Origin of the sequence: Kordiimonas aquimaris, assembly GCF_025574485.1 — a bacterium.
GTDB classification, from domain to species: domain Bacteria; phylum Pseudomonadota; class Alphaproteobacteria; order Sphingomonadales; family Kordiimonadaceae; genus Kordiimonas; species Kordiimonas aquimaris.
This window is the reverse complement of record NZ_JAOBPO010000003.1, coordinates 685,803-701,033: the sequence shown is the minus strand read 5'-3', so window position 1 is coordinate 701,033 and position 15,231 is coordinate 685,803. Positions and strand designations below refer to the sequence as shown.

Genomic DNA, 15,231 nt, shown 5'->3' with positions numbered 1-15,231 from the left:
CAATGGCAAAAGAGAAGTTTGAACGTAATAAGCCGCACTGTAATGTTGGAACGATTGGTCACGTTGACCATGGTAAGACGACATTGACGGCAGCGATTACGAAAGTATTGGCGGAATCAAGCGGCGGTGAAGCTGTAGATTTTGCGAACATCGACAAAGCTCCAGAGGAGCGCGAGCGCGGTATCACTATTTCAACGGCTCACGTTGAGTATGAAACAGCAGCACGTCACTATGCACACGTTGATTGCCCGGGTCACGCTGACTATGTGAAGAACATGATCACTGGTGCGGCACAGATGGACGGTGGTATCCTTGTTGTGAACGCAGCAGATGGCCCAATGCCACAAACACGCGAGCACATCCTGCTTGCGCGTCAGGTTGGTGTGCCGGCACTTGTTGTTTTCATGAACAAAGTTGACCAGGTAGACGACGAAGAGCTTCTAGAGCTTGTTGAGATGGAAATTCGCGAGCTTCTAAGCGAGTATGATTTCCCTGGTGATGATATTCCAATCATTGCTGGTTCAGCACTTGCGGCTCTTGAAGGTCGTGACGCAAACATCGGCGCTGAGAAAATCCTTGAGCTGATGGCTGCTGTTGATGAGTACATCCCACAGCCGGACCGTGCTGTTGACGGTGCGTTCCTGATGCCTGTAGAGGACGTGTTCTCTATCTCTGGTCGTGGTACAGTGGCTACTGGCCGTGTTGAGCGTGGTATCGTGAAAGTTGGCGAAGAGATTGAAATCGTTGGCATCAAGGAAACTGCGAAAACAACAGTAACTGGTGTTGAAATGTTCCGTAAGCTTCTCGATCAAGGTGAAGCAGGCGATAACATTGGCGCATTGCTACGTGGTGTTGGTCGTGAAGAGATTGAGCGTGGTCAGGTTCTGGCGCACACTGGTTCAATCACACCGCACACGAAGTTCACTGCAGAGACATACATTCTGACAAAAGAAGAGGGTGGCCGTCACACGCCGTTCTTTGCGAATTACCGTCCACAGTTCTACTTCCGTACAACTGATGTGACAGGTAATGTTGAGCTTCCTTCCGGTACAGAGATGGTTATGCCGGGTGATAACGTGAACCTGACAGTTCAGTTGATTGCACCGATTGCAATGGACGAAGGTCTGCGCTTCGCTATCCGTGAAGGCGGCCGTACCGTTGGTGCTGGCGTCGTCGCTAAAATTATCGAATAATAAACATCGGCGCTGGGCTTATTCCAGTGCCGCTTTTTTTAAGGTGTAAGATCAATGGAAGCGCAAAATATTCGCATCCGCCTGAAGGCATTTGATCATCGTGTGCTTGACCAAGCCACTGGTGAGATTGCTAACACGGCAAAGCGTACAGGCGCACTGGTTCGCGGGCCTATCCCGATGCCAACCAGGATTGAAAAGTTCACAGTTCTTCGTTCACCACACGTGAACAAGAAGTCTCGTGAGCAATTCGAAATGCGCACGCACAAACGCTTGCTCGACATTATCGATCCAACACAGCAAACAGTTGACGCTCTTATGAAGCTTGACCTGTCAGCTGGTGTTGATATTGAAATCAAGCTGCAAGGATAAGACCCATGCGTACAGGTTTGATTGCAAAAAAATTAGGCATGACTCGCGTCTTTAATGACGATGGTCGCCATGTGCCAGTAACAGTATTGCAGCTTGAAGGCTGTCAGGTTGTTGCTCAACGCACAAATGAAAAAGATGGGTACACTGCACTGCAACTTGGTGCTGGTACACGCAAAGTTAAGAATGTAACCAAAGCACAGCGCGGTCATTTTGCTAAAGCTGAAGTTGAACCAAAAGCTAAGTTGGTTGAGTTTCGTGTAAGCGAAGACGGTCTTGTTGATGTTGGTGCTGAACTAACGGCAGATCATTTCCTTCCTGGTCAACGTGTAGACGTTGTTGGAACTTCGAAGGGTAAAGGTTTTGCTGGTGCGATGAAACGCCATAACTTTGGCGGCCTTCGTGCCTCACATGGTGTGTCAATTTCTCACCGTTCACACGGTTCTACGGGTCAATGTCAAGATCCTGGCCGCGTGTTCAAAGGTAAGAAAATGGCCGGTCACATGGGTGATCACCGTGCGACGGTTCAGAATCTTGAAATTGTTGAAGCACGTGCAGAAGAAGGCCTGCTCCTAGTTAAGGGTGGCCTCCCAGGTTCGAAAGAAGGCTGGGTATTGATTTCTGACGCTGCGAAAAAAGCTGCTCCGGAAGGTCTGCCGATGCCGGCTGCATTCCGTATGCCCGGTAAAGCTGAAGTTGTTGCTGAAGAAGCACCTGCTGAAGCTGCTGAGGCTCCTGCGGCGGAAGGTAACGAGGAATAAGTCATGAAGACGAACGTCCTTACATTAGACGCTAAAAAGGCTGGTGACATCGATCTAGATGATGCCATCTTCGGCGTAACGGCGCGTGCAGACATCCTGCATCGTGTTGTAAACTGGCAGCTTGCTAAACGTCGTGCTGGTACACATGCGGTTCAGTTCCGCTCAGATGTGTCTCGCACGGGTGCTCGCTTCGGCCGTCAAAAAGGTGGTGGTACAGCACGACATGGTGCGCGTAGCTCTAACATTTTTGTTGGTGGTGGTCGTGCATTTGGCCCGATCCCACGGGATCATGGCTTTAGCCTGCCTAAGAAAGTTCGCAAACTTGGCCTTAAGACAGCATTGTCTGCCAAGCAAGCTAACGGTAAACTGATTGTTGTTGATGCAGCAGAGCTGAAAGACGGTAAGACTAAAGAACTCAAAGTTAAACTTGAGAAGCTTGGTGTTACTAATGCTCTTTTTGTTGACGGTGGTGAAGTAAACGAAAACTTCCTCCGTGCTGTTCAAAACATTCCCAATGTTGATGTTCTGCCAACGCAAGGTGCGAATGTGTACGACATTCTTCGTCGTGACACGCTTATTCTCACTAAAGCGGCTGTCGAAAAACTCGGGGAGAGGCTCAAATGACCACTATCAAGCATTATGATGTGATCAAAAGCCCGATTATCACCGAAAAGGCGACACTAGGCTCTGAGAACAATCAAGTGACATTCAAAGTCGCTATCAACGCTACAAAGCCTGAAATTAAGGCTGCTGTTGAAGCGCTCTTTGATGTGAAAGTCAAAAAAGTCAATACGCTCCGCCAAGAAGGTAAAGTGAAGCGTTTCCGTGGCGTAATCGGCAAGCGTGCCGAGTACAAAAAAGCCATGGTTACACTTGCCGAAGGCAGCAGCATTGACGTGACGACGGGGGTTTAACCGATGGCATTAAAGCAATATAAACCGGTTACACCGTCTCAGCGTGGTCTTGTTCTTGTTGATCGTGAAGGTCTACATAAAGGCAAGCCAGTTAAAGCGCTGACCGAAGGTCTAACCAAATCCGGTGGCCGCAATAATACTGGCCGTATCACCGCTCGTCGTATCGGTGGTGGCCACAAGCGTACATACCGGAAAATTGATTTTAAGCGCACCAAATGGAATATGGAAGCAACGGTGGAACGTCTTGAGTACGATCCAAACCGGACAGCCTTTATTGCGCTTATTAAATATGAAGACGGTGAGTTGGCATATATCCTTGCTCCTCAGCGGTTAGCTCCAGGTGATAAAGTTATCGCTGCAGAGAAAACTGATGTGAAGCCTGGTAATGTGATGCGGCTTGCTAACATGCCCGTCGGCACGATTGTCCACAATGTGGAGATGAAAGCAGGCAAGGGCGGTCAGATTGCTCGTTCAGCTGGTACATATGCTCAGTTGATCGGACGTGACCGTGGTTATGCACAGCTTCGCCTCAGTTCTGGTGAAGTGCGTATTGTACGCGGTGAGTGTGTTGCAACTGTTGGCGCCGTTTCTAATCCAGATAATCAAAACATTAAGCTCGCTAAAGCGGGCCGGAACCGCTGGTTGGGTAAACGACCTAGTGTTCGTGGTGTTGCCATGAACCCTGTCGATCACCCACATGGTGGTGGTGAAGGTAGAACTTCAGGTGGTCGCCATCCTGTGACTCCTTGGGGTAAGCCTACTAAAGGTAAGCGTACACGCTCTAATAAAGCCACTGACAAGCTTATCATCCGGTCGCGCCACGAGCGCAAGAAACGTTAAGGAGGCCTGAACATGGCACGCTCTGTATGGAAAGGCCCTTTCGTTGACATGCACCTGATGAAAAAGGTCGAAGCAGCTCAAGAAAGTGGCAAATCAGCGGTAGTAATTCAGACTTGGTCACGCCGGTCTACAATTCTGCCAAACTTTGTTGGTCTGACTTTCAATGTCTACAATGGCAAGAAATTCATTCCTGTATATGTGACCGAAGATATGGTTGGTCACAAGCTCGGTGAATTCTCTCCTACGCGGACCTATTATGGTCACGCGGCGGATAAGAAAGCGAAGAGGAAGTAGTTGTGGGTAAGCAATCAGCAAAACGCCGTTTGGCGGATAACGAGGCGGTCGCAACAGCGACTCAGCTTCGTGGCTCAGCCCAGAAACTGAATCTGGTCGCGCAAAGCATTCGCGGTATGAAGGTTGAAAAAGCGCTTAACAGCCTTACTTTCAACCGTCGTCGTAGCGCGGAAGCCGTTAAAAGTGTTCTGCAATCAGCAATCGCGAATGCAGAAAACAATCATAATCTTGATGTGGACAGCCTGATTGTGGCCGAAGCAACTGTGGGTAAGGCGCTTACGATGAAACGTTTTCGTGCCCGTGCCCGTGGTCGTGCAGCCAAAATCGTTAAGCCGTTCAGTCGTCTGCGCATCGTTGTGCGCGAAGTAGAGGAGACTGCATAATGGGTCAGAAAGTAAGCCCCATTGGTCTGCGCCTTGGTGTTAACCGCACTTGGGACTCGCGTTGGTATGCCGAAGGCGATGACTACGGCACAATGTTGCATGAAGACCTTAAGATTCGTGGGTTCGTTCAAAAAGAATTGTCTCAAGCAGGCATTTCTAAAGTTGTAATCGAGCGTCCAGCGAAAAAATGTCGCGTAACAATCTATTCGGCACGTCCGGGTGTGATTATCGGTAAAAAAGGTGCAGATATCGAAAAGCTGCGCAAAAAAATCGCTGGTCATACGTCTTCGGAAGTGAGCTTGAACATTGTTGAAGTTCGCAAGCCTGAGATTGATGCGAAATTGATCGCTGATGGCATTGCACAACAACTTGAGCGTCGTGTGGCTTTCCGCCGTGCAATGAAGCGTTCTGTACAAAGTGCAATTCGCCTTGGTGCTGGTGGTATCCGGATCAACTGTGCAGGCCGTCTTGGTGGTGCAGAGATTGCCCGGACTGAATGGTACCGCGAAGGCCGCGTACCACTTCACACTTTGCGCGCTGATATTGACTATGGCACATCTGAAGCACTGACTGCTTACGGCATTTCAGGCATCAAAGTGTGGGTCTATAAAGGCGATATTATGGAACACGATCCAATGGCTCATGAGCGCCGTGCAAACGAGGCTCAAAGTCAAGGTGGTCCGTCCCGCCGTTAGGCTGGACGGTTAGATTGAGGAGCGACAGACTATGTTGCAACCGAAACGTACAAAGTTCCGCAAGGCGCACAAAGGCCGTATTCGCGGCGATGCCAAGGGCGGAACAGATTTGAACTTTGGCCAGTTTGGTTTGAAAGCAACCCAACCTGGTCGTGTTACGGCACGCCAAATTGAGGCGGCACGCCGTGCCATTAACCGTCACATGAAACGGTCTGGTAAAGTGTGGATCAGGATTTTCCCTGATGTGCCTGTAACTGCCAAGCCTACCGAAGTTCGGATGGGTAAAGGTAAGGGTTCCGTTGATCGTTGGGTGGCTAAGGTTAAACCAGGCCGCATCATGTTTGAGATTGACGGTGTGTCAGATGAAATTGCGCGCGGTGCGTTTGAGCGGGCAGCTGCTAAGCTGTCGGTTGCAAGCCGTATCGTTGAGCGCATGCACTAAGCGTAAGTGGAGACAAGACAATGAAGGCAGTAGATCTTCGTGCCAAGTCGAAAGACGAGCTCCGCGATGAGCTTGTTAGCTTGAAAAAAGAGCAGTTTAACCTGCGTTTTCAAGCTGCGTCTGGCCAATTAGAAAACACGGCACGGGTTAAGGAAGTGCGCCGCGATGTGGCACGCATCCAGACAATCCTGTCTGAACAAGCAGAGGCGTAAGGAGAATTCAATGCCAAAGCGTATTCTGCAAGGTGTGGTAGTGAGCGACAAAGGTTCTAACACCATTGTTGTAAAAGTAGAGCGTCGTATTAAGCATCCATTGCTTGACAAAATTATTAAGCGCTCTAAGAAGTACCACGCTCATGATGAGAGCAACCAAATTCAGGTCGGCGATATTGTTCGTATTGAAGAATGTCGTCCTATCTCGAAATTGAAGACGTGGCGCGTAGTTGGCGGTGAGGCTTAAGCCTCATCGTTTTCTTTGTGTCATTATTAACTTGAAGTAAAGGGTACATCCCATGATTCAAATGCAAACCAACCTCGACGTGGCCGATAACTCCGGGGCCAAGAGGGTGCAGTGCATTAAGGTCCTTGGCGGATCTAAGCGTAAGACTGCTGGAGTCGGAGACATTATTGTTGTCTCAGTCAAAGAGGCGATCCCACGGGGTCGTGTTAAGAAAGGTGACGTGCATCGTGCCGTTATCGTTCGTACTGCTAAAGAAGTGCGTCGCCGCGATGGTACTACCATTCGTTTCGACAATAACGCAGCTGTTCTTGTGAACAAAAACCATGAGCCAATTGGTACTCGTATCTTTGGCCCAGTTGTTCGTGAGCTGCGTGCGAAAAAGCACATGAAGATCATCTCGCTTGCACCGGAGGTGTTATAATGGCCGCTAAACTTAAAAAAGGTGACAAGGTCGTTGTGATTGCCGGTAAAGATAAAGGCAAGCGCGGCGAAATCCTATCTGTTCTGCCAAGCGAAGGTCGCGCTACTGTTCAAGGTATCAACCTTGTTAAGCGTCACAGTCGCCCAACGCAGACAAGTGCGGGTGGTATTAATACCAAGGAAGCTCCGATCAGGCTCTCCAATCTGATGATTGAAGACCCTAAAGACGGTGCCCCAACCCGTGTTGGTTTCAAGGTTTCCGACGATGGCAAGAAAGTTCGTTTTGCCAAGAAGTCCGGGGAGGTGATCAATGGCTGATAAGAATATGCCTCGCCTTCGTACTACATACGAAGACAAGATCCGTGCGTCTCTTCAAGAGAAGTTCGGATACAAGAACCCGATGCAGGTTCCGAAGCTTGACAAGATCGTCATCAACATGGGTGTTGGTGAAGGCGTGTCTGACAAGAAAAAAGTAACAAAAGCTGCTGAAGAGATCGCATTGATTTCTGGCCAGAAACCTGTTGTTACACGTGCCCGTAAGTCTATCGCATCATTTAAGTTGCGTGAAGGCATGCCGGTTGGTGCGAAAGTTACACTACGTTCAGAGCGTATGTATGAATTTCTTGATCGCCTGATCACTGTTGCAATGCCACGTATTCGAGATTTTCAGGGTGTTAACCCTAAATCTTTCGATGGTCGCGGTAACTACGCAATGGGCCTTAAGGAGCAGCTGGTATTCCCTGAGATTGATTATGATCAGGTAGAACAGATGCGCGGAATGGACATTATTATCTGCACCACGGCACAGACTGACGATGAAGCACGTGAGCTTCTTCGCGGGTTTGATATGCCATTTAAAGCTTAGGTAGCAGGAGGGTTTTATTATGGCTAAGAAAAGTGCCATCAACAAAAACAAGCGTCGTGAGAAAACAGTCGCCAAGTTTGCTGCCAAGCGGGCCGCACTCAAGGAAGTGATCTACGACAAGAGCTTGTCTGAAGATGAACGGTGGTTGGCTGCGTTGCAGCTTGCTGCCCTACCACGTGACGGTGCTGCAACCCGTCTTCGCAATCGTTGCGAAGTAACTGGTCGTCCGCGCGGTTACTACCGTAAATTCAAAATGTCTCGTATTGCGCTGCGTGAGCTTGGCTCTGCTGCAAAAGTACCAGGCCTTGTTAAATCAAGTTGGTAAGGGGATAGCTGATGTCGATGACCGATCCAATCGCTGATATGCTGACCCGAATTCGCAACGGCTTGCAAGCAGGCAAGTCTGTTGTGTCTTCACCAGCATCAAAAACACGCCAGCGCATTCTTGATGTGCTTCAGCGTGAAGGCTACATTCGTGGGTACTCACGTACTGACGGCGAAGCGAACAAAGCTGAGTTGTCTATTGAGTTGAAATACAATGAAGGTGAACCTGTTATTCGCACGATTAATCGTGTGTCTAAGCCTGGTCGCCGTGTATACAGCTCCGTTCGTGATCTACCTCGTGTTCACAACGGCCTTGGAATTTCTATCGTTTCCACACCGAAAGGTGTTCTCTCAGACGCAGAAGCGCGTGAGAACAATGTGGGCGGTGAAGTTCTTTGTACCGTATTCTAAGGAAGGGAAATAAAACATGTCCCGTATCGGTAAAAAACCAGTAACGATCCCGTCTGGTGTAACCGTTTCCTTAAATGGTAACGACCTAGCGGTAAAAGGCCCTAAGGGTGAACTGGCAATATCTTTCGTGCCTGAAGTGACTGTGTCACATGAAGACGATAAGATTGTTGTTCTACCTATTAACGAAACAAAACGTGCCCGCTCTATGTGGGGAATGCAACGTTCTATGGTTGCCAACATGGTTGATGGTGTAACTAATGGTTTCTCTAAGAAACTGGTTATCACTGGTGTTGGTTACCGGGCGCAAATGAAGGGCTCTAGCCTTAATTTGCAGCTTGGTTTTAGCCATGACATTGATTTCCCTGTTCCGCAGGGTATTAAAATTGAAACGCCTGACCAAACCACGGTTTTGATATCTGGCATCGACAAACAACTTGTTGGTGAAACAGCTGCTAAAATTCGTGAATATCGGAAACCAGAGCCTTACAAAGGTAAGGGTATCCGCTATGACGGCGAATACGTCTTCCGTAAAGAAGGCAAGAAGAAATAATAGGTGGCAGCAATGGCAAGTAGCACAAATCTTTTTGAAAAGCGCCGCCAGCGCAACCGTACACAGCTTCGTAAGAAGAGTGTCGGTCGGCCGCGTCTTTCTATTCACCGGACTAACCAGCACATTTATGCGCAGGTTATCGACGACGTAAAAGGAGCAACAGTTGCTGCTGCTTCTACGCTCGATGCAGGTCTTAAGGGCGATGCAACATCTAATATCGAAGCTGCATCAAAAGTTGGAAAATTGATTGCCGAGCGAGCTAAGGCCGCGGGCGTTGAAGCAGTTGTGTTTGACCGTGGTGGTTTCCTCTACCATGGTCGTGTGAAAGCACTAGCTGAAGCAGCGCGCGACGGTGGCTTAAACTTCTAGGCTTGATGTAAGAAAAGGATGTTCCATGGCACGCCCAGAACGTAATCGCTCAGAGCGCGGAAATCGCGAAGAAAGCGAATTGATTGAAAAGCTGGTTCACATTAACCGTGTGGCCAAAGTTGTTAAAGGTGGTCGTCGTTTTGGTTTCGCAGCCCTAGTGGTTGTTGGTGACCAGCGCGGTCGTGTAGGTTTCGGTAAAGGTAAGGCTCGGGAAGTTCCTGAGGCGATCCGCAAAGCTACAGACGCCGCTAAGAAAAATATGATCCGTGTACCGCTTAAAGAAGGCCGTACGCTTCACCACGATATCCGGGGCCGTCACGGTGCTGGTAAAGTGTTACTCCGTACTGCGTCTGTTGGTACTGGTATCATTGCAGGTGGTCCGATGCGTGCAGTGTTCGAAGCGCTCGGTGTGCAAGATGTTGTGACGAAGTCACAAGGTTCTGCAAATCCGTACAACATGGTTCGTGCAACCTTTGATGCGTTGACACTTCAAAATTCACCACGTCAGATTGCTGCCAAGCGCGGTAAGAAAGTGGCTGATATTGTGGCGCGTCGCGGCGATGTTAAAGCTGTAGCAGCGAATGATGAAGACGCTGCCGTAGCAGAAGCGGAGTAATGACCAATGGCTGCTAAGAAAAACACAGTAACGGTTACCCAAATTGGTAGCCCGATCCGTCGCCGTAAAGACCAGCGTCAAACACTGGTTGGCTTGGGCCTGAACAAAATGCACAAAACGCGCGAACTTGAAGATACGCCTTCTGTTCGTGGCATGATCAACAAGGTGCACCATCTTGTGCGCGTTGAAGAATAAGCCGGCGTTTGGAGAATTTCGATGAAACTCAATGAAATTAGTGACAATGCAGGTGCTCGCAAATCTGCGATGCGCGTGGGTCGCGGTATCGGTTCTGGCAAAGGTAAAACTGCTGGATCTGGTCACAAGGGTCAAAAAGCACGTTCTGGTGTAGCAATTAATGGTTATGAGGGCGGTCAAATGCCTTTGTACCAACGCTTACCTAAGCGTGGTTTTAATAGTCGCAACCGGAAAGACTTCCAGGTATTAAACATCGGTCGCCTTCAGAAGGCTATTGATGCTGGTACTTTGGACGCAAAAAAACCAATTACTGTTGAGATGCTCGCTGATACGGGTGTTGTAGGCAAAGTGGTTGATGGCGTACGTCTTCTCGCAAAAGGTGAACTTAAAGCCAAAGTTGATATCACAGTGACTGGTGCCTCTAAAGGTGCTGTGGAAGCTGTTGAGAAAGCTGGCGGTAAAGTTACTGTTGCTTAAACTAAACACGTAGGCCGAGATTAATAAGGCTGGAGTAGTCGTCTATGGCATCCGCTGCAGAACAACTTGCGTCCAATATTAGTTGGTCAGCTTTCGGTAAAGCCGAAGAGCTGAAGAAACGAATTTGGTTCGCTCTTGGTGCATTGGTTATTTTCCGTTTGTGCAGTTACATCCCGATTCCCGGGTTGGACCCTGTCGCGGTTCAAAATATGTTCGCCAACTTGGGTGGTGGTTTTGTTGACATTGTCAACACCTTCTCAGGTGGCGCACTGCAGCGTACTTCAATCATAATGCTTGGCATTATGCCTTATATTTCGGCCTCGATTATAATGCAGTTGCTGACCACCATGTCGCCTACACTTGGGCAACTTAAAAAAGAAGGTGATCAGGGACGCAAGAAGATAAACCAGTACACGCGCTACGGCACAGTGCTGTTGACACTCGTTCAAGGTTGGGCAATTGCGTCTGGTCTGGAGAGTCAGCCCGGTGTTGTTGTGGACCCTGGTTTGTTTTTCCGTTTCACAGCTGTGATTACGCTTCTTGGTGGTACAATGTTCCTGATGTGGCTGGGTGAGCAGATCACACAGCGCGGCATTGGTAACGGTATCTCTTTGATTATCTTTGCAGGTATCGTGGCAGAACTGCCGGGCACCATTGCGCAGGCTTTCGAGTTTACTCGTGAAGGTCAGCTCAATGTAGCGACGCTTTTGGCAATGTTGGTAGGTGCGGCAGCTCTGGTATGGTTTATCGTATTTTGTGAGCGTGCACAGCGCCGCGTTGTTATTCAGTATCCTAAGCGCCAACAACAGCGTGGCGGTATGCAAAGTGACAAATCACATTTGCCAATGAAGCTTAATGTTGCAGGTGTTATTCCACCGATTTTCGCTAGCTCGCTTTTGCTTATGCCTTTGACTGTTGCTGGTCTTTATGCGGCATCTGGTCCTGAATGGCTTGGAACCGTGACAGCTGTATTAGCACCGGGTAAGCCTATTTATATTGCTTTCTACATCGCGCTTATTGTTTTCTTCTGTTTCTTCTACACAGCTATTCAGTTTAACCCTGAAGACACTGCGGATAACTTGAAGAAGAATGGTGGCTTTGTGCCTGGTATTCGTCCAGGCAAGCGAACAGCAGAATATTTGGATTATGTACTCACTCGTTTGACTGTTGTGGGTTCAGCATACCTCTCAGTTGTGTGTGCGATCCCTGAGTTGTTGATCAGTTCTGCAGCTATACCGTTCTATCTAGGTGGAACCAGCTTGTTGATTGTTGTTAATGTGACCATGGATACTGTTTCGCAAATCCATTCTCACTTGATGGCGCAGCAATACGAAGGCCTGCTTAAGAAAGCACGACTCAAGGGGAGCAGGGGGAGATGATTATCATTTTGTTCGGCCCTCCCGGTGCTGGTAAAGGAACGCAGGCTCAGCGTATTGAAAAAAGCAAAGGCCTGATTCAGCTTTCTACAGGTGATATGTTGCGTGCGGCGGTTGCTGCTCAGACACACTATGGTCAAAAAGCAAAAGACAAGATGGACGCAGGTCAACTTGTCTCTGATGATATTGTCATTGGTATTATTGCTGATCGCATTAAAGCAGATGACTGCAAAGGCGGTTTTCTGCTTGATGGTTTTCCGCGTAATGTTGCGCAGGCACAAGCTCTAGACGTTATGCTGGCAGAAGAAGGTGTGAAACTGGATGCTGTTATTGAAATGAAAGTCGATGACGCAGTGCTTGTAGATCGCATTTCAGGTCGTTATACATGCGCCAAGTGCAACGAAGGCTATCACGATACAAACCTGAAACCTGTTGTTGAAGGTGTGTGTGACAACTGTGGTGGTACAGAGTTTAAGCGTCGCAACGATGACAATGCGGAAACAGTTGCGAAGCGATTGAAAGAATATTATGCGCAGACGGCACCAGTGTTGCCGTACTACGCTGAAAAAGGAATTTTGCAGCAAGTTAATGGCATGAATGCCATCGATGAAGTCGCTGCACAAATAGACGCAGTTTTGGCTGTGTAAAAAACTGTCATAAGGCAGTTGACGTTCTGGGGTTTGTTCATATAATCCCCGGCTTCAACACGTCTTGTGATTCTTAGTACTAGAACGTGTAATAGTTTGATCAGGAGAATGGTCGTGGCGCGTATTGCAGGCGTTAACATTCCGACCAACAAACGAGTGATAATCGCTCTTACATATATCCATGGTATTGGCCGTACGGCTGCCGCGGATATTTGCAAGAAGCTAAATTTCCCACTCGAGCGTCGGGTAAATGAACTAACGGATGCTGAAGTAATTCAGGTCCGCGAGATGATTGATAGCGAATTTACGGTTGAAGGTGATCTTCGTCGTGAAGTTGCGATGAATATTAAACGGTTGATGGACCTCAAGACTTATCGTGGTCTTCGTCACCGTGCCAAGTTGCCGACACGCGGTCAGCGCACGAGCACAAACGCTCGTACTCGTAAGGGTAAAGCTGTCGCAATCGCCGGTAAGAAAAAGTAATTGGGTAACGCTGTTTAGGGCTCCCCCCGTATTTATAGGGTCTGATAGAGATGGCTACAAAAGACACAGGACGCGTCAAAAAACGCGAGCGTAAAAACATCAGCAATGGTGTTGCGCACGTGAACGCGACGTTCAACAATACAATGATCACCATTACAGATGTGCAAGGAAACGCGATTTCCTGGTCATCTGCGGGCATGATGGGTTTTAAAGGTTCGCGTAAATCTACGCCTTATGCTGCACAGGTTGCGGCAGAAGATGCTGGTAAAAAAGCGCAGGACCACGGCATGAAAAACCTTGAAGTGGAAGTTAAAGGCCCAGGTGCAGGTCGCGAAAGCGCCCTACGTGCACTGCAGGCTATTGGTTTTGTCATCACATCTATTCGTGATGTAACGCCTATTCCACACAATGGCTGCCGTGCACCCAAACGCCGCCGCGTTTAATGCACACTGAATTGATGTAAGTATCAGAGTATTGGCACGAATCCGTTGGCTCTTAGATTTCCCAAGAACCGACTAAAGTGAGGGTTACACCGTGATCCAGAAGAACTGGCAAGAACTTATTAAACCAAATGGCTTGACGATTGAATCGGGTGCAGACCCACTTCGGAAAGCGAAACTTGTTGTTGAACCGCTTGAGCGTGGTTACGGCATGACACTAGGCAATGGCCTGCGTCGTGTGCTGTTATCTTCGTTGCAAGGTGGTGCAGTGACAAGTCTGCAAATTGAAGGTGTTCTGCATGAATTCTCTTCTGTGCCGGGTGTGCGTGAAGACGTGACCGACATGGTCTTGAATATCAAACGCCTTCCTGTTCGCGTAACAAGTGACGGCGTTAAGCGCCTGCACCTTACGGCAACAGGTCCGGGTGAAGTTAAGGCTGGCCAAATCAGTGAAGTCGCTGATGTGGACATTCTTGATAAAGATCTGGTCCTGTGTCACCTTGATGAAGGTGCAACGCTGAACATGGAACTGATGGTTGCATCAGGCAAAGGCTATGTTCCAGCAGAACATAACCGTCCTGAAGATGCACCAATCGGTCTTATTCCGGTTGATGCGCTATACAGTCCGGTTAAGAAAGTTTCTTACAAAGTTGAGAACACCCGCGAAGGTCAGGTTCTTGACTATGATAAGCTTACAATGGAAATCGAGACAGACGGTACTGTTACACCGGAAGATGCTGTAGCGTTTGCTGCCCGCATTCTTCAGGATCAGTTGCATGTATTTGTTAACTTTGATGAGCCAGAAGAAGTTCAAAAAGCGGAAGAAGACGATGAACCTGCGTTCAACCGTCAACTCCTGCGTAAAGTTGACGAACTTGAACTTTCTGTTCGTTCTGCTAACTGCCTCAAAAACGATAACATCGTTTACATTGGTGATTTGGTTCAGAAAACAGAAGCAGAGATGCTGCGTACGCCAAACTTTGGTCGTAAGTCTCTGAATGAAATTAAGGAAGTTCTATCTACTATGGGCTTACGCCTCGGTATGGAACTGCCTGCTTGGCCACCTGAGAACATCGAAGAGATGGCTAAGAAACTAGAGCAAGAATACTAAAAACCTCCCTGCTTTCGAGCAGGGACACCTACCGGTACTATGCTTGCACAATGAGGTGTTTGCGCAAGGCCGGATAGGCAATCAGGAGTTAAAACCATGCGTCACCGTAAAGCCGGTCGTAAACTGAATAGAACTGCAAGCCACCGTAAGGCTATGTTCATGAACTTGAGCCAAGCATTGTTGAAACACGAGCAGATTGTTACAACATTGCCTAAAGCTAAAGACCTAGCCCCAATTGTTGAGAAGTTGATCTCACTTGGTAAAAAAGGCGGGCTTGCAAATCGCCGTTTGGCTATAGCACGCCTCCAGAACGAAACATTGGTTAGCAAAGTTTTTGATGAGCTAGCTGATCGTTATAAAGAGCGTTCAGGTGGTTACACTCGTGTTTTGAAAGCGGGCTACCGTCATGGTGATAATGCACCAATGGCTGTTATTGAGCTTGTTGATCGTAACGAAGATGCCAAGGGCCAGGACAGTGGCCCAACTGCAGATATGGATATTGAAGAAGACGACGCTGCGTAAGCTTAGTTTTCATATCATTACATCGAAAAAAGCCTTGGATTATCCGAGGCTTTTTTTATGGCCGAAACTATACTCTTC

General features: G+C 48.4%; 28 protein-coding genes. All 28 read left to right on the top strand.

From position 1 onward, the window contains the following. The first annotated feature begins 2 nt into the window (after window positions 1–2). The 28 genes from tuf to rplQ all read left to right on the top strand — a co-directional run bounded on the left by tuf (window position 3) and on the right by rplQ (window position 15,153). Window positions 3–1,193, top strand: a complete 1,191-nt coding sequence (tuf, locus tag OEU88_RS13105; RefSeq protein WP_262695641.1) for an elongation factor Tu — start codon at window positions 3–5, stop codon at window positions 1,191–1,193. Window positions 1,194–1,247: 54 nt separating this feature from the next. Continuing rightward, window positions 1,248–1,562 carry a 30S ribosomal protein S10 gene (gene rpsJ, locus OEU88_RS13100; protein WP_262695640.1) on the top strand — a complete coding sequence of 105 codons (315 nt, stop codon included), beginning with the start codon at window positions 1,248–1,250 and terminating at the stop codon, window positions 1,560–1,562. Window positions 1,563–1,567: 5 nt separating this feature from the next. Then, window positions 1,568–2,320 (top strand): 50S ribosomal protein L3, encoded by a 753-nt coding sequence (rplC, locus tag OEU88_RS13095; protein WP_317279137.1) that lies wholly within the window; start codon window positions 1,568–1,570, stop codon window positions 2,318–2,320. Window positions 2,321–2,323: 3 nt separating this feature from the next. Beyond that, complete coding sequence (gene rplD / locus OEU88_RS13090; RefSeq protein ID WP_262695638.1) at window positions 2,324–2,944, top strand: 50S ribosomal protein L4; 621 nt, start codon at window positions 2,324–2,326, stop codon at window positions 2,942–2,944. Further along, window positions 2,941–3,234, top strand: a complete 294-nt coding sequence (locus tag OEU88_RS13085; RefSeq protein WP_262695636.1) for a 50S ribosomal protein L23 — start codon at window positions 2,941–2,943, stop codon at window positions 3,232–3,234. Before rplD ends, OEU88_RS13085 begins: the two co-directional genes overlap by 4 nt. Before the next feature lie 3 nt (window positions 3,235–3,237). Next, entirely contained in the window at window positions 3,238–4,074 is an 837-nt protein-coding gene (gene rplB, locus OEU88_RS13080) for a 50S ribosomal protein L2 (RefSeq protein WP_262695635.1), read from the top strand. Between the two features lie 12 nt (window positions 4,075–4,086). After that, complete coding sequence (rpsS, locus tag OEU88_RS13075) at window positions 4,087–4,368, top strand: 30S ribosomal protein S19 (protein WP_262695634.1); 282 nt, start codon at window positions 4,087–4,089, stop codon at window positions 4,366–4,368. A gap of 2 nt (window positions 4,369–4,370) precedes the next feature. Further along, entirely contained in the window at window positions 4,371–4,751 is a 381-nt protein-coding gene (gene rplV / locus OEU88_RS13070) for a 50S ribosomal protein L22 (protein ID WP_394805258.1), read from the top strand. Continuing rightward, window positions 4,751–5,446 carry a 30S ribosomal protein S3 gene (rpsC, locus tag OEU88_RS13065; RefSeq protein WP_262695633.1) on the top strand — a complete coding sequence of 232 codons (696 nt, stop codon included), beginning with the start codon at window positions 4,751–4,753 and terminating at the stop codon, window positions 5,444–5,446. Before rplV ends, rpsC begins: the two co-directional genes overlap by 1 nt. Window positions 5,447–5,477: 31 nt before the next feature. Further along, window positions 5,478–5,888: a 50S ribosomal protein L16 gene (rplP, locus tag OEU88_RS13060; protein ID WP_262695632.1), complete on the top strand. Its 411-nt coding sequence runs from the start codon at window positions 5,478–5,480 to the stop codon at window positions 5,886–5,888. Window positions 5,889–5,908: 20 nt separating this feature from the next. Next, window positions 5,909–6,100, top strand: a complete 192-nt coding sequence (gene rpmC / locus OEU88_RS13055; RefSeq protein ID WP_262695631.1) for a 50S ribosomal protein L29 — start codon at window positions 5,909–5,911, stop codon at window positions 6,098–6,100. Between the two features lie 10 nt (window positions 6,101–6,110). Next, window positions 6,111–6,347 (top strand): 30S ribosomal protein S17, encoded by a 237-nt coding sequence (gene rpsQ, locus OEU88_RS13050; protein WP_262695630.1) that lies wholly within the window; start codon window positions 6,111–6,113, stop codon window positions 6,345–6,347. Window positions 6,348–6,399: 52 nt separating this feature from the next. Next, a complete protein-coding gene (gene rplN / locus OEU88_RS13045; RefSeq protein WP_262695629.1) occupies window positions 6,400–6,768 on the top strand; it encodes a 50S ribosomal protein L14 in 369 nt (122 codons plus the stop codon). Next, window positions 6,768–7,085, top strand: a complete 318-nt coding sequence (gene rplX / locus OEU88_RS13040) for a 50S ribosomal protein L24 (RefSeq protein WP_262695628.1) — start codon at window positions 6,768–6,770, stop codon at window positions 7,083–7,085. The genes rplN and rplX overlap by 1 nt, the downstream gene beginning before the upstream one ends. After that, window positions 7,078–7,632 (top strand): 50S ribosomal protein L5, encoded by a 555-nt coding sequence (gene rplE, locus OEU88_RS13035; RefSeq protein ID WP_262695627.1) that lies wholly within the window; start codon window positions 7,078–7,080, stop codon window positions 7,630–7,632. The genes rplX and rplE overlap by 8 nt, the downstream gene beginning before the upstream one ends. Before the next feature lie 19 nt (window positions 7,633–7,651). Then, entirely contained in the window at window positions 7,652–7,957 is a 306-nt protein-coding gene (rpsN, locus tag OEU88_RS13030; RefSeq protein WP_262695626.1) for a 30S ribosomal protein S14, read from the top strand. Window positions 7,958–7,968: 11 nt separating this feature from the next. Then, the gene (rpsH, locus tag OEU88_RS13025; RefSeq protein ID WP_262695625.1) at window positions 7,969–8,367 is read left to right on the top strand and encodes a 30S ribosomal protein S8; all 399 of its coding nucleotides are present in this window, start codon (window positions 7,969–7,971) and stop codon (window positions 8,365–8,367) included. 16 nt (window positions 8,368–8,383) lie between these two features. After that, entirely contained in the window at window positions 8,384–8,917 is a 534-nt protein-coding gene (gene rplF / locus OEU88_RS13020; protein WP_262695624.1) for a 50S ribosomal protein L6, read from the top strand. A 12-nt stretch (window positions 8,918–8,929) separates the two neighbouring features. Beyond that, window positions 8,930–9,286, top strand: coding sequence for a 50S ribosomal protein L18 (gene rplR, locus OEU88_RS13015; protein ID WP_262695623.1), 357 nt, complete (start codon window positions 8,930–8,932; stop codon window positions 9,284–9,286). A 25-nt stretch (window positions 9,287–9,311) separates the two neighbouring features. Beyond that, window positions 9,312–9,902: a 30S ribosomal protein S5 gene (gene rpsE, locus OEU88_RS13010; RefSeq protein WP_262695622.1), complete on the top strand. Its 591-nt coding sequence runs from the start codon at window positions 9,312–9,314 to the stop codon at window positions 9,900–9,902. 6 nt (window positions 9,903–9,908) lie between these two features. Next, window positions 9,909–10,097 carry a 50S ribosomal protein L30 gene (rpmD, locus tag OEU88_RS13005; RefSeq protein WP_262695621.1) on the top strand — a complete coding sequence of 63 codons (189 nt, stop codon included), beginning with the start codon at window positions 9,909–9,911 and terminating at the stop codon, window positions 10,095–10,097. A 21-nt stretch (window positions 10,098–10,118) separates the two neighbouring features. Beyond that, window positions 10,119–10,574, top strand: coding sequence for a 50S ribosomal protein L15 (gene rplO, locus OEU88_RS13000; protein WP_262695620.1), 456 nt, complete (start codon window positions 10,119–10,121; stop codon window positions 10,572–10,574). A 44-nt stretch (window positions 10,575–10,618) separates the two neighbouring features. Next, window positions 10,619–11,953: a preprotein translocase subunit SecY gene (secY, locus tag OEU88_RS12995; RefSeq protein WP_262695619.1), complete on the top strand. Its 1,335-nt coding sequence runs from the start codon at window positions 10,619–10,621 to the stop codon at window positions 11,951–11,953. After that, on the top strand, window positions 11,950–12,597 hold the full coding sequence (locus tag OEU88_RS12990; protein WP_262695618.1) for an adenylate kinase: 648 nt from the start codon (window positions 11,950–11,952) through the stop codon (window positions 12,595–12,597). Before secY ends, OEU88_RS12990 begins: the two co-directional genes overlap by 4 nt. A 114-nt stretch (window positions 12,598–12,711) precedes the next feature. After that, window positions 12,712–13,080 carry a 30S ribosomal protein S13 gene (gene rpsM, locus OEU88_RS12985; protein ID WP_262695617.1) on the top strand — a complete coding sequence of 123 codons (369 nt, stop codon included), beginning with the start codon at window positions 12,712–12,714 and terminating at the stop codon, window positions 13,078–13,080. 50 nt (window positions 13,081–13,130) lie between these two features. Further along, window positions 13,131–13,523 carry a 30S ribosomal protein S11 gene (gene rpsK, locus OEU88_RS12980; protein ID WP_262695616.1) on the top strand — a complete coding sequence of 131 codons (393 nt, stop codon included), beginning with the start codon at window positions 13,131–13,133 and terminating at the stop codon, window positions 13,521–13,523. Window positions 13,524–13,614: 91 nt separating this feature from the next. Continuing rightward, on the top strand, window positions 13,615–14,631 hold the full coding sequence (locus OEU88_RS12975) for a DNA-directed RNA polymerase subunit alpha (protein ID WP_394805257.1): 1,017 nt from the start codon (window positions 13,615–13,617) through the stop codon (window positions 14,629–14,631). A gap of 96 nt (window positions 14,632–14,727) precedes the next feature. Beyond that, window positions 14,728–15,153, top strand: coding sequence for a 50S ribosomal protein L17 (gene rplQ, locus OEU88_RS12970; RefSeq protein ID WP_262695615.1), 426 nt, complete (start codon window positions 14,728–14,730; stop codon window positions 15,151–15,153). Window positions 15,154–15,231: the final 78 nt, after the last annotated feature.

Excerpts from the sequence above, each read along its gene's own strand:
- rplQ (WP_262695615.1), top strand. The coding sequence starts at position 14,728 with ATGCGTCACCGTAAAGCCGGTCGTAAACTGAATAGAACTGCAAGCCAC.
- secY (WP_262695619.1), top strand. The coding sequence starts at position 10,619 with ATGGCATCCGCTGCAGAACAACTTGCGTCCAATATTAGTTGGTCAGCT.
- rpsH (WP_262695625.1), top strand. The coding sequence starts at position 7,969 with ATGTCGATGACCGATCCAATCGCTGATATGCTGACCCGAATTCGCAAC.
- rplF (WP_262695624.1), top strand. The coding sequence starts at position 8,384 with ATGTCCCGTATCGGTAAAAAACCAGTAACGATCCCGTCTGGTGTAACC.
- rpmD (WP_262695621.1), top strand. The coding sequence starts at position 9,909 with ATGGCTGCTAAGAAAAACACAGTAACGGTTACCCAAATTGGTAGCCCG.
- rpsQ (WP_262695630.1), top strand. The coding sequence starts at position 6,111 with ATGCCAAAGCGTATTCTGCAAGGTGTGGTAGTGAGCGACAAAGGTTCT.
- tuf (WP_262695641.1), top strand. The coding sequence starts at position 3 with ATGGCAAAAGAGAAGTTTGAACGTAATAAGCCGCACTGTAATGTTGGA.
- rpsE (WP_262695622.1), top strand. The coding sequence starts at position 9,312 with ATGGCACGCCCAGAACGTAATCGCTCAGAGCGCGGAAATCGCGAAGAA.
- rplO (WP_262695620.1), top strand. The coding sequence starts at position 10,119 with ATGAAACTCAATGAAATTAGTGACAATGCAGGTGCTCGCAAATCTGCG.
- rpsS (WP_262695634.1), top strand. The coding sequence starts at position 4,087 with ATGGCACGCTCTGTATGGAAAGGCCCTTTCGTTGACATGCACCTGATG.
- OEU88_RS13085 (WP_262695636.1), top strand. The coding sequence starts at position 2,941 with ATGACCACTATCAAGCATTATGATGTGATCAAAAGCCCGATTATCACC.
- rpsC (WP_262695633.1), top strand. The coding sequence starts at position 4,751 with ATGGGTCAGAAAGTAAGCCCCATTGGTCTGCGCCTTGGTGTTAACCGC.
- rplD (WP_262695638.1), top strand. The coding sequence starts at position 2,324 with ATGAAGACGAACGTCCTTACATTAGACGCTAAAAAGGCTGGTGACATC.
- rplN (WP_262695629.1), top strand. The coding sequence starts at position 6,400 with ATGATTCAAATGCAAACCAACCTCGACGTGGCCGATAACTCCGGGGCC.
- rpsK (WP_262695616.1), top strand. The coding sequence starts at position 13,131 with ATGGCTACAAAAGACACAGGACGCGTCAAAAAACGCGAGCGTAAAAAC.
- rplC (WP_317279137.1), top strand. The coding sequence starts at position 1,568 with ATGCGTACAGGTTTGATTGCAAAAAAATTAGGCATGACTCGCGTCTTT.
- rpmC (WP_262695631.1), top strand. The coding sequence starts at position 5,909 with ATGAAGGCAGTAGATCTTCGTGCCAAGTCGAAAGACGAGCTCCGCGAT.
- rplX (WP_262695628.1), top strand. The coding sequence starts at position 6,768 with ATGGCCGCTAAACTTAAAAAAGGTGACAAGGTCGTTGTGATTGCCGGT.
- rplB (WP_262695635.1), top strand. The coding sequence starts at position 3,238 with ATGGCATTAAAGCAATATAAACCGGTTACACCGTCTCAGCGTGGTCTT.
- rplR (WP_262695623.1), top strand. The coding sequence starts at position 8,930 with ATGGCAAGTAGCACAAATCTTTTTGAAAAGCGCCGCCAGCGCAACCGT.
- rpsJ (WP_262695640.1), top strand. The coding sequence starts at position 1,248 with ATGGAAGCGCAAAATATTCGCATCCGCCTGAAGGCATTTGATCATCGT.
- rplE (WP_262695627.1), top strand. The coding sequence starts at position 7,078 with ATGGCTGATAAGAATATGCCTCGCCTTCGTACTACATACGAAGACAAG.
- rplP (WP_262695632.1), top strand. The coding sequence starts at position 5,478 with ATGTTGCAACCGAAACGTACAAAGTTCCGCAAGGCGCACAAAGGCCGT.
- rpsN (WP_262695626.1), top strand. The coding sequence starts at position 7,652 with ATGGCTAAGAAAAGTGCCATCAACAAAAACAAGCGTCGTGAGAAAACA.
- OEU88_RS12990 (WP_262695618.1), top strand. The coding sequence starts at position 11,950 with ATGATTATCATTTTGTTCGGCCCTCCCGGTGCTGGTAAAGGAACGCAG.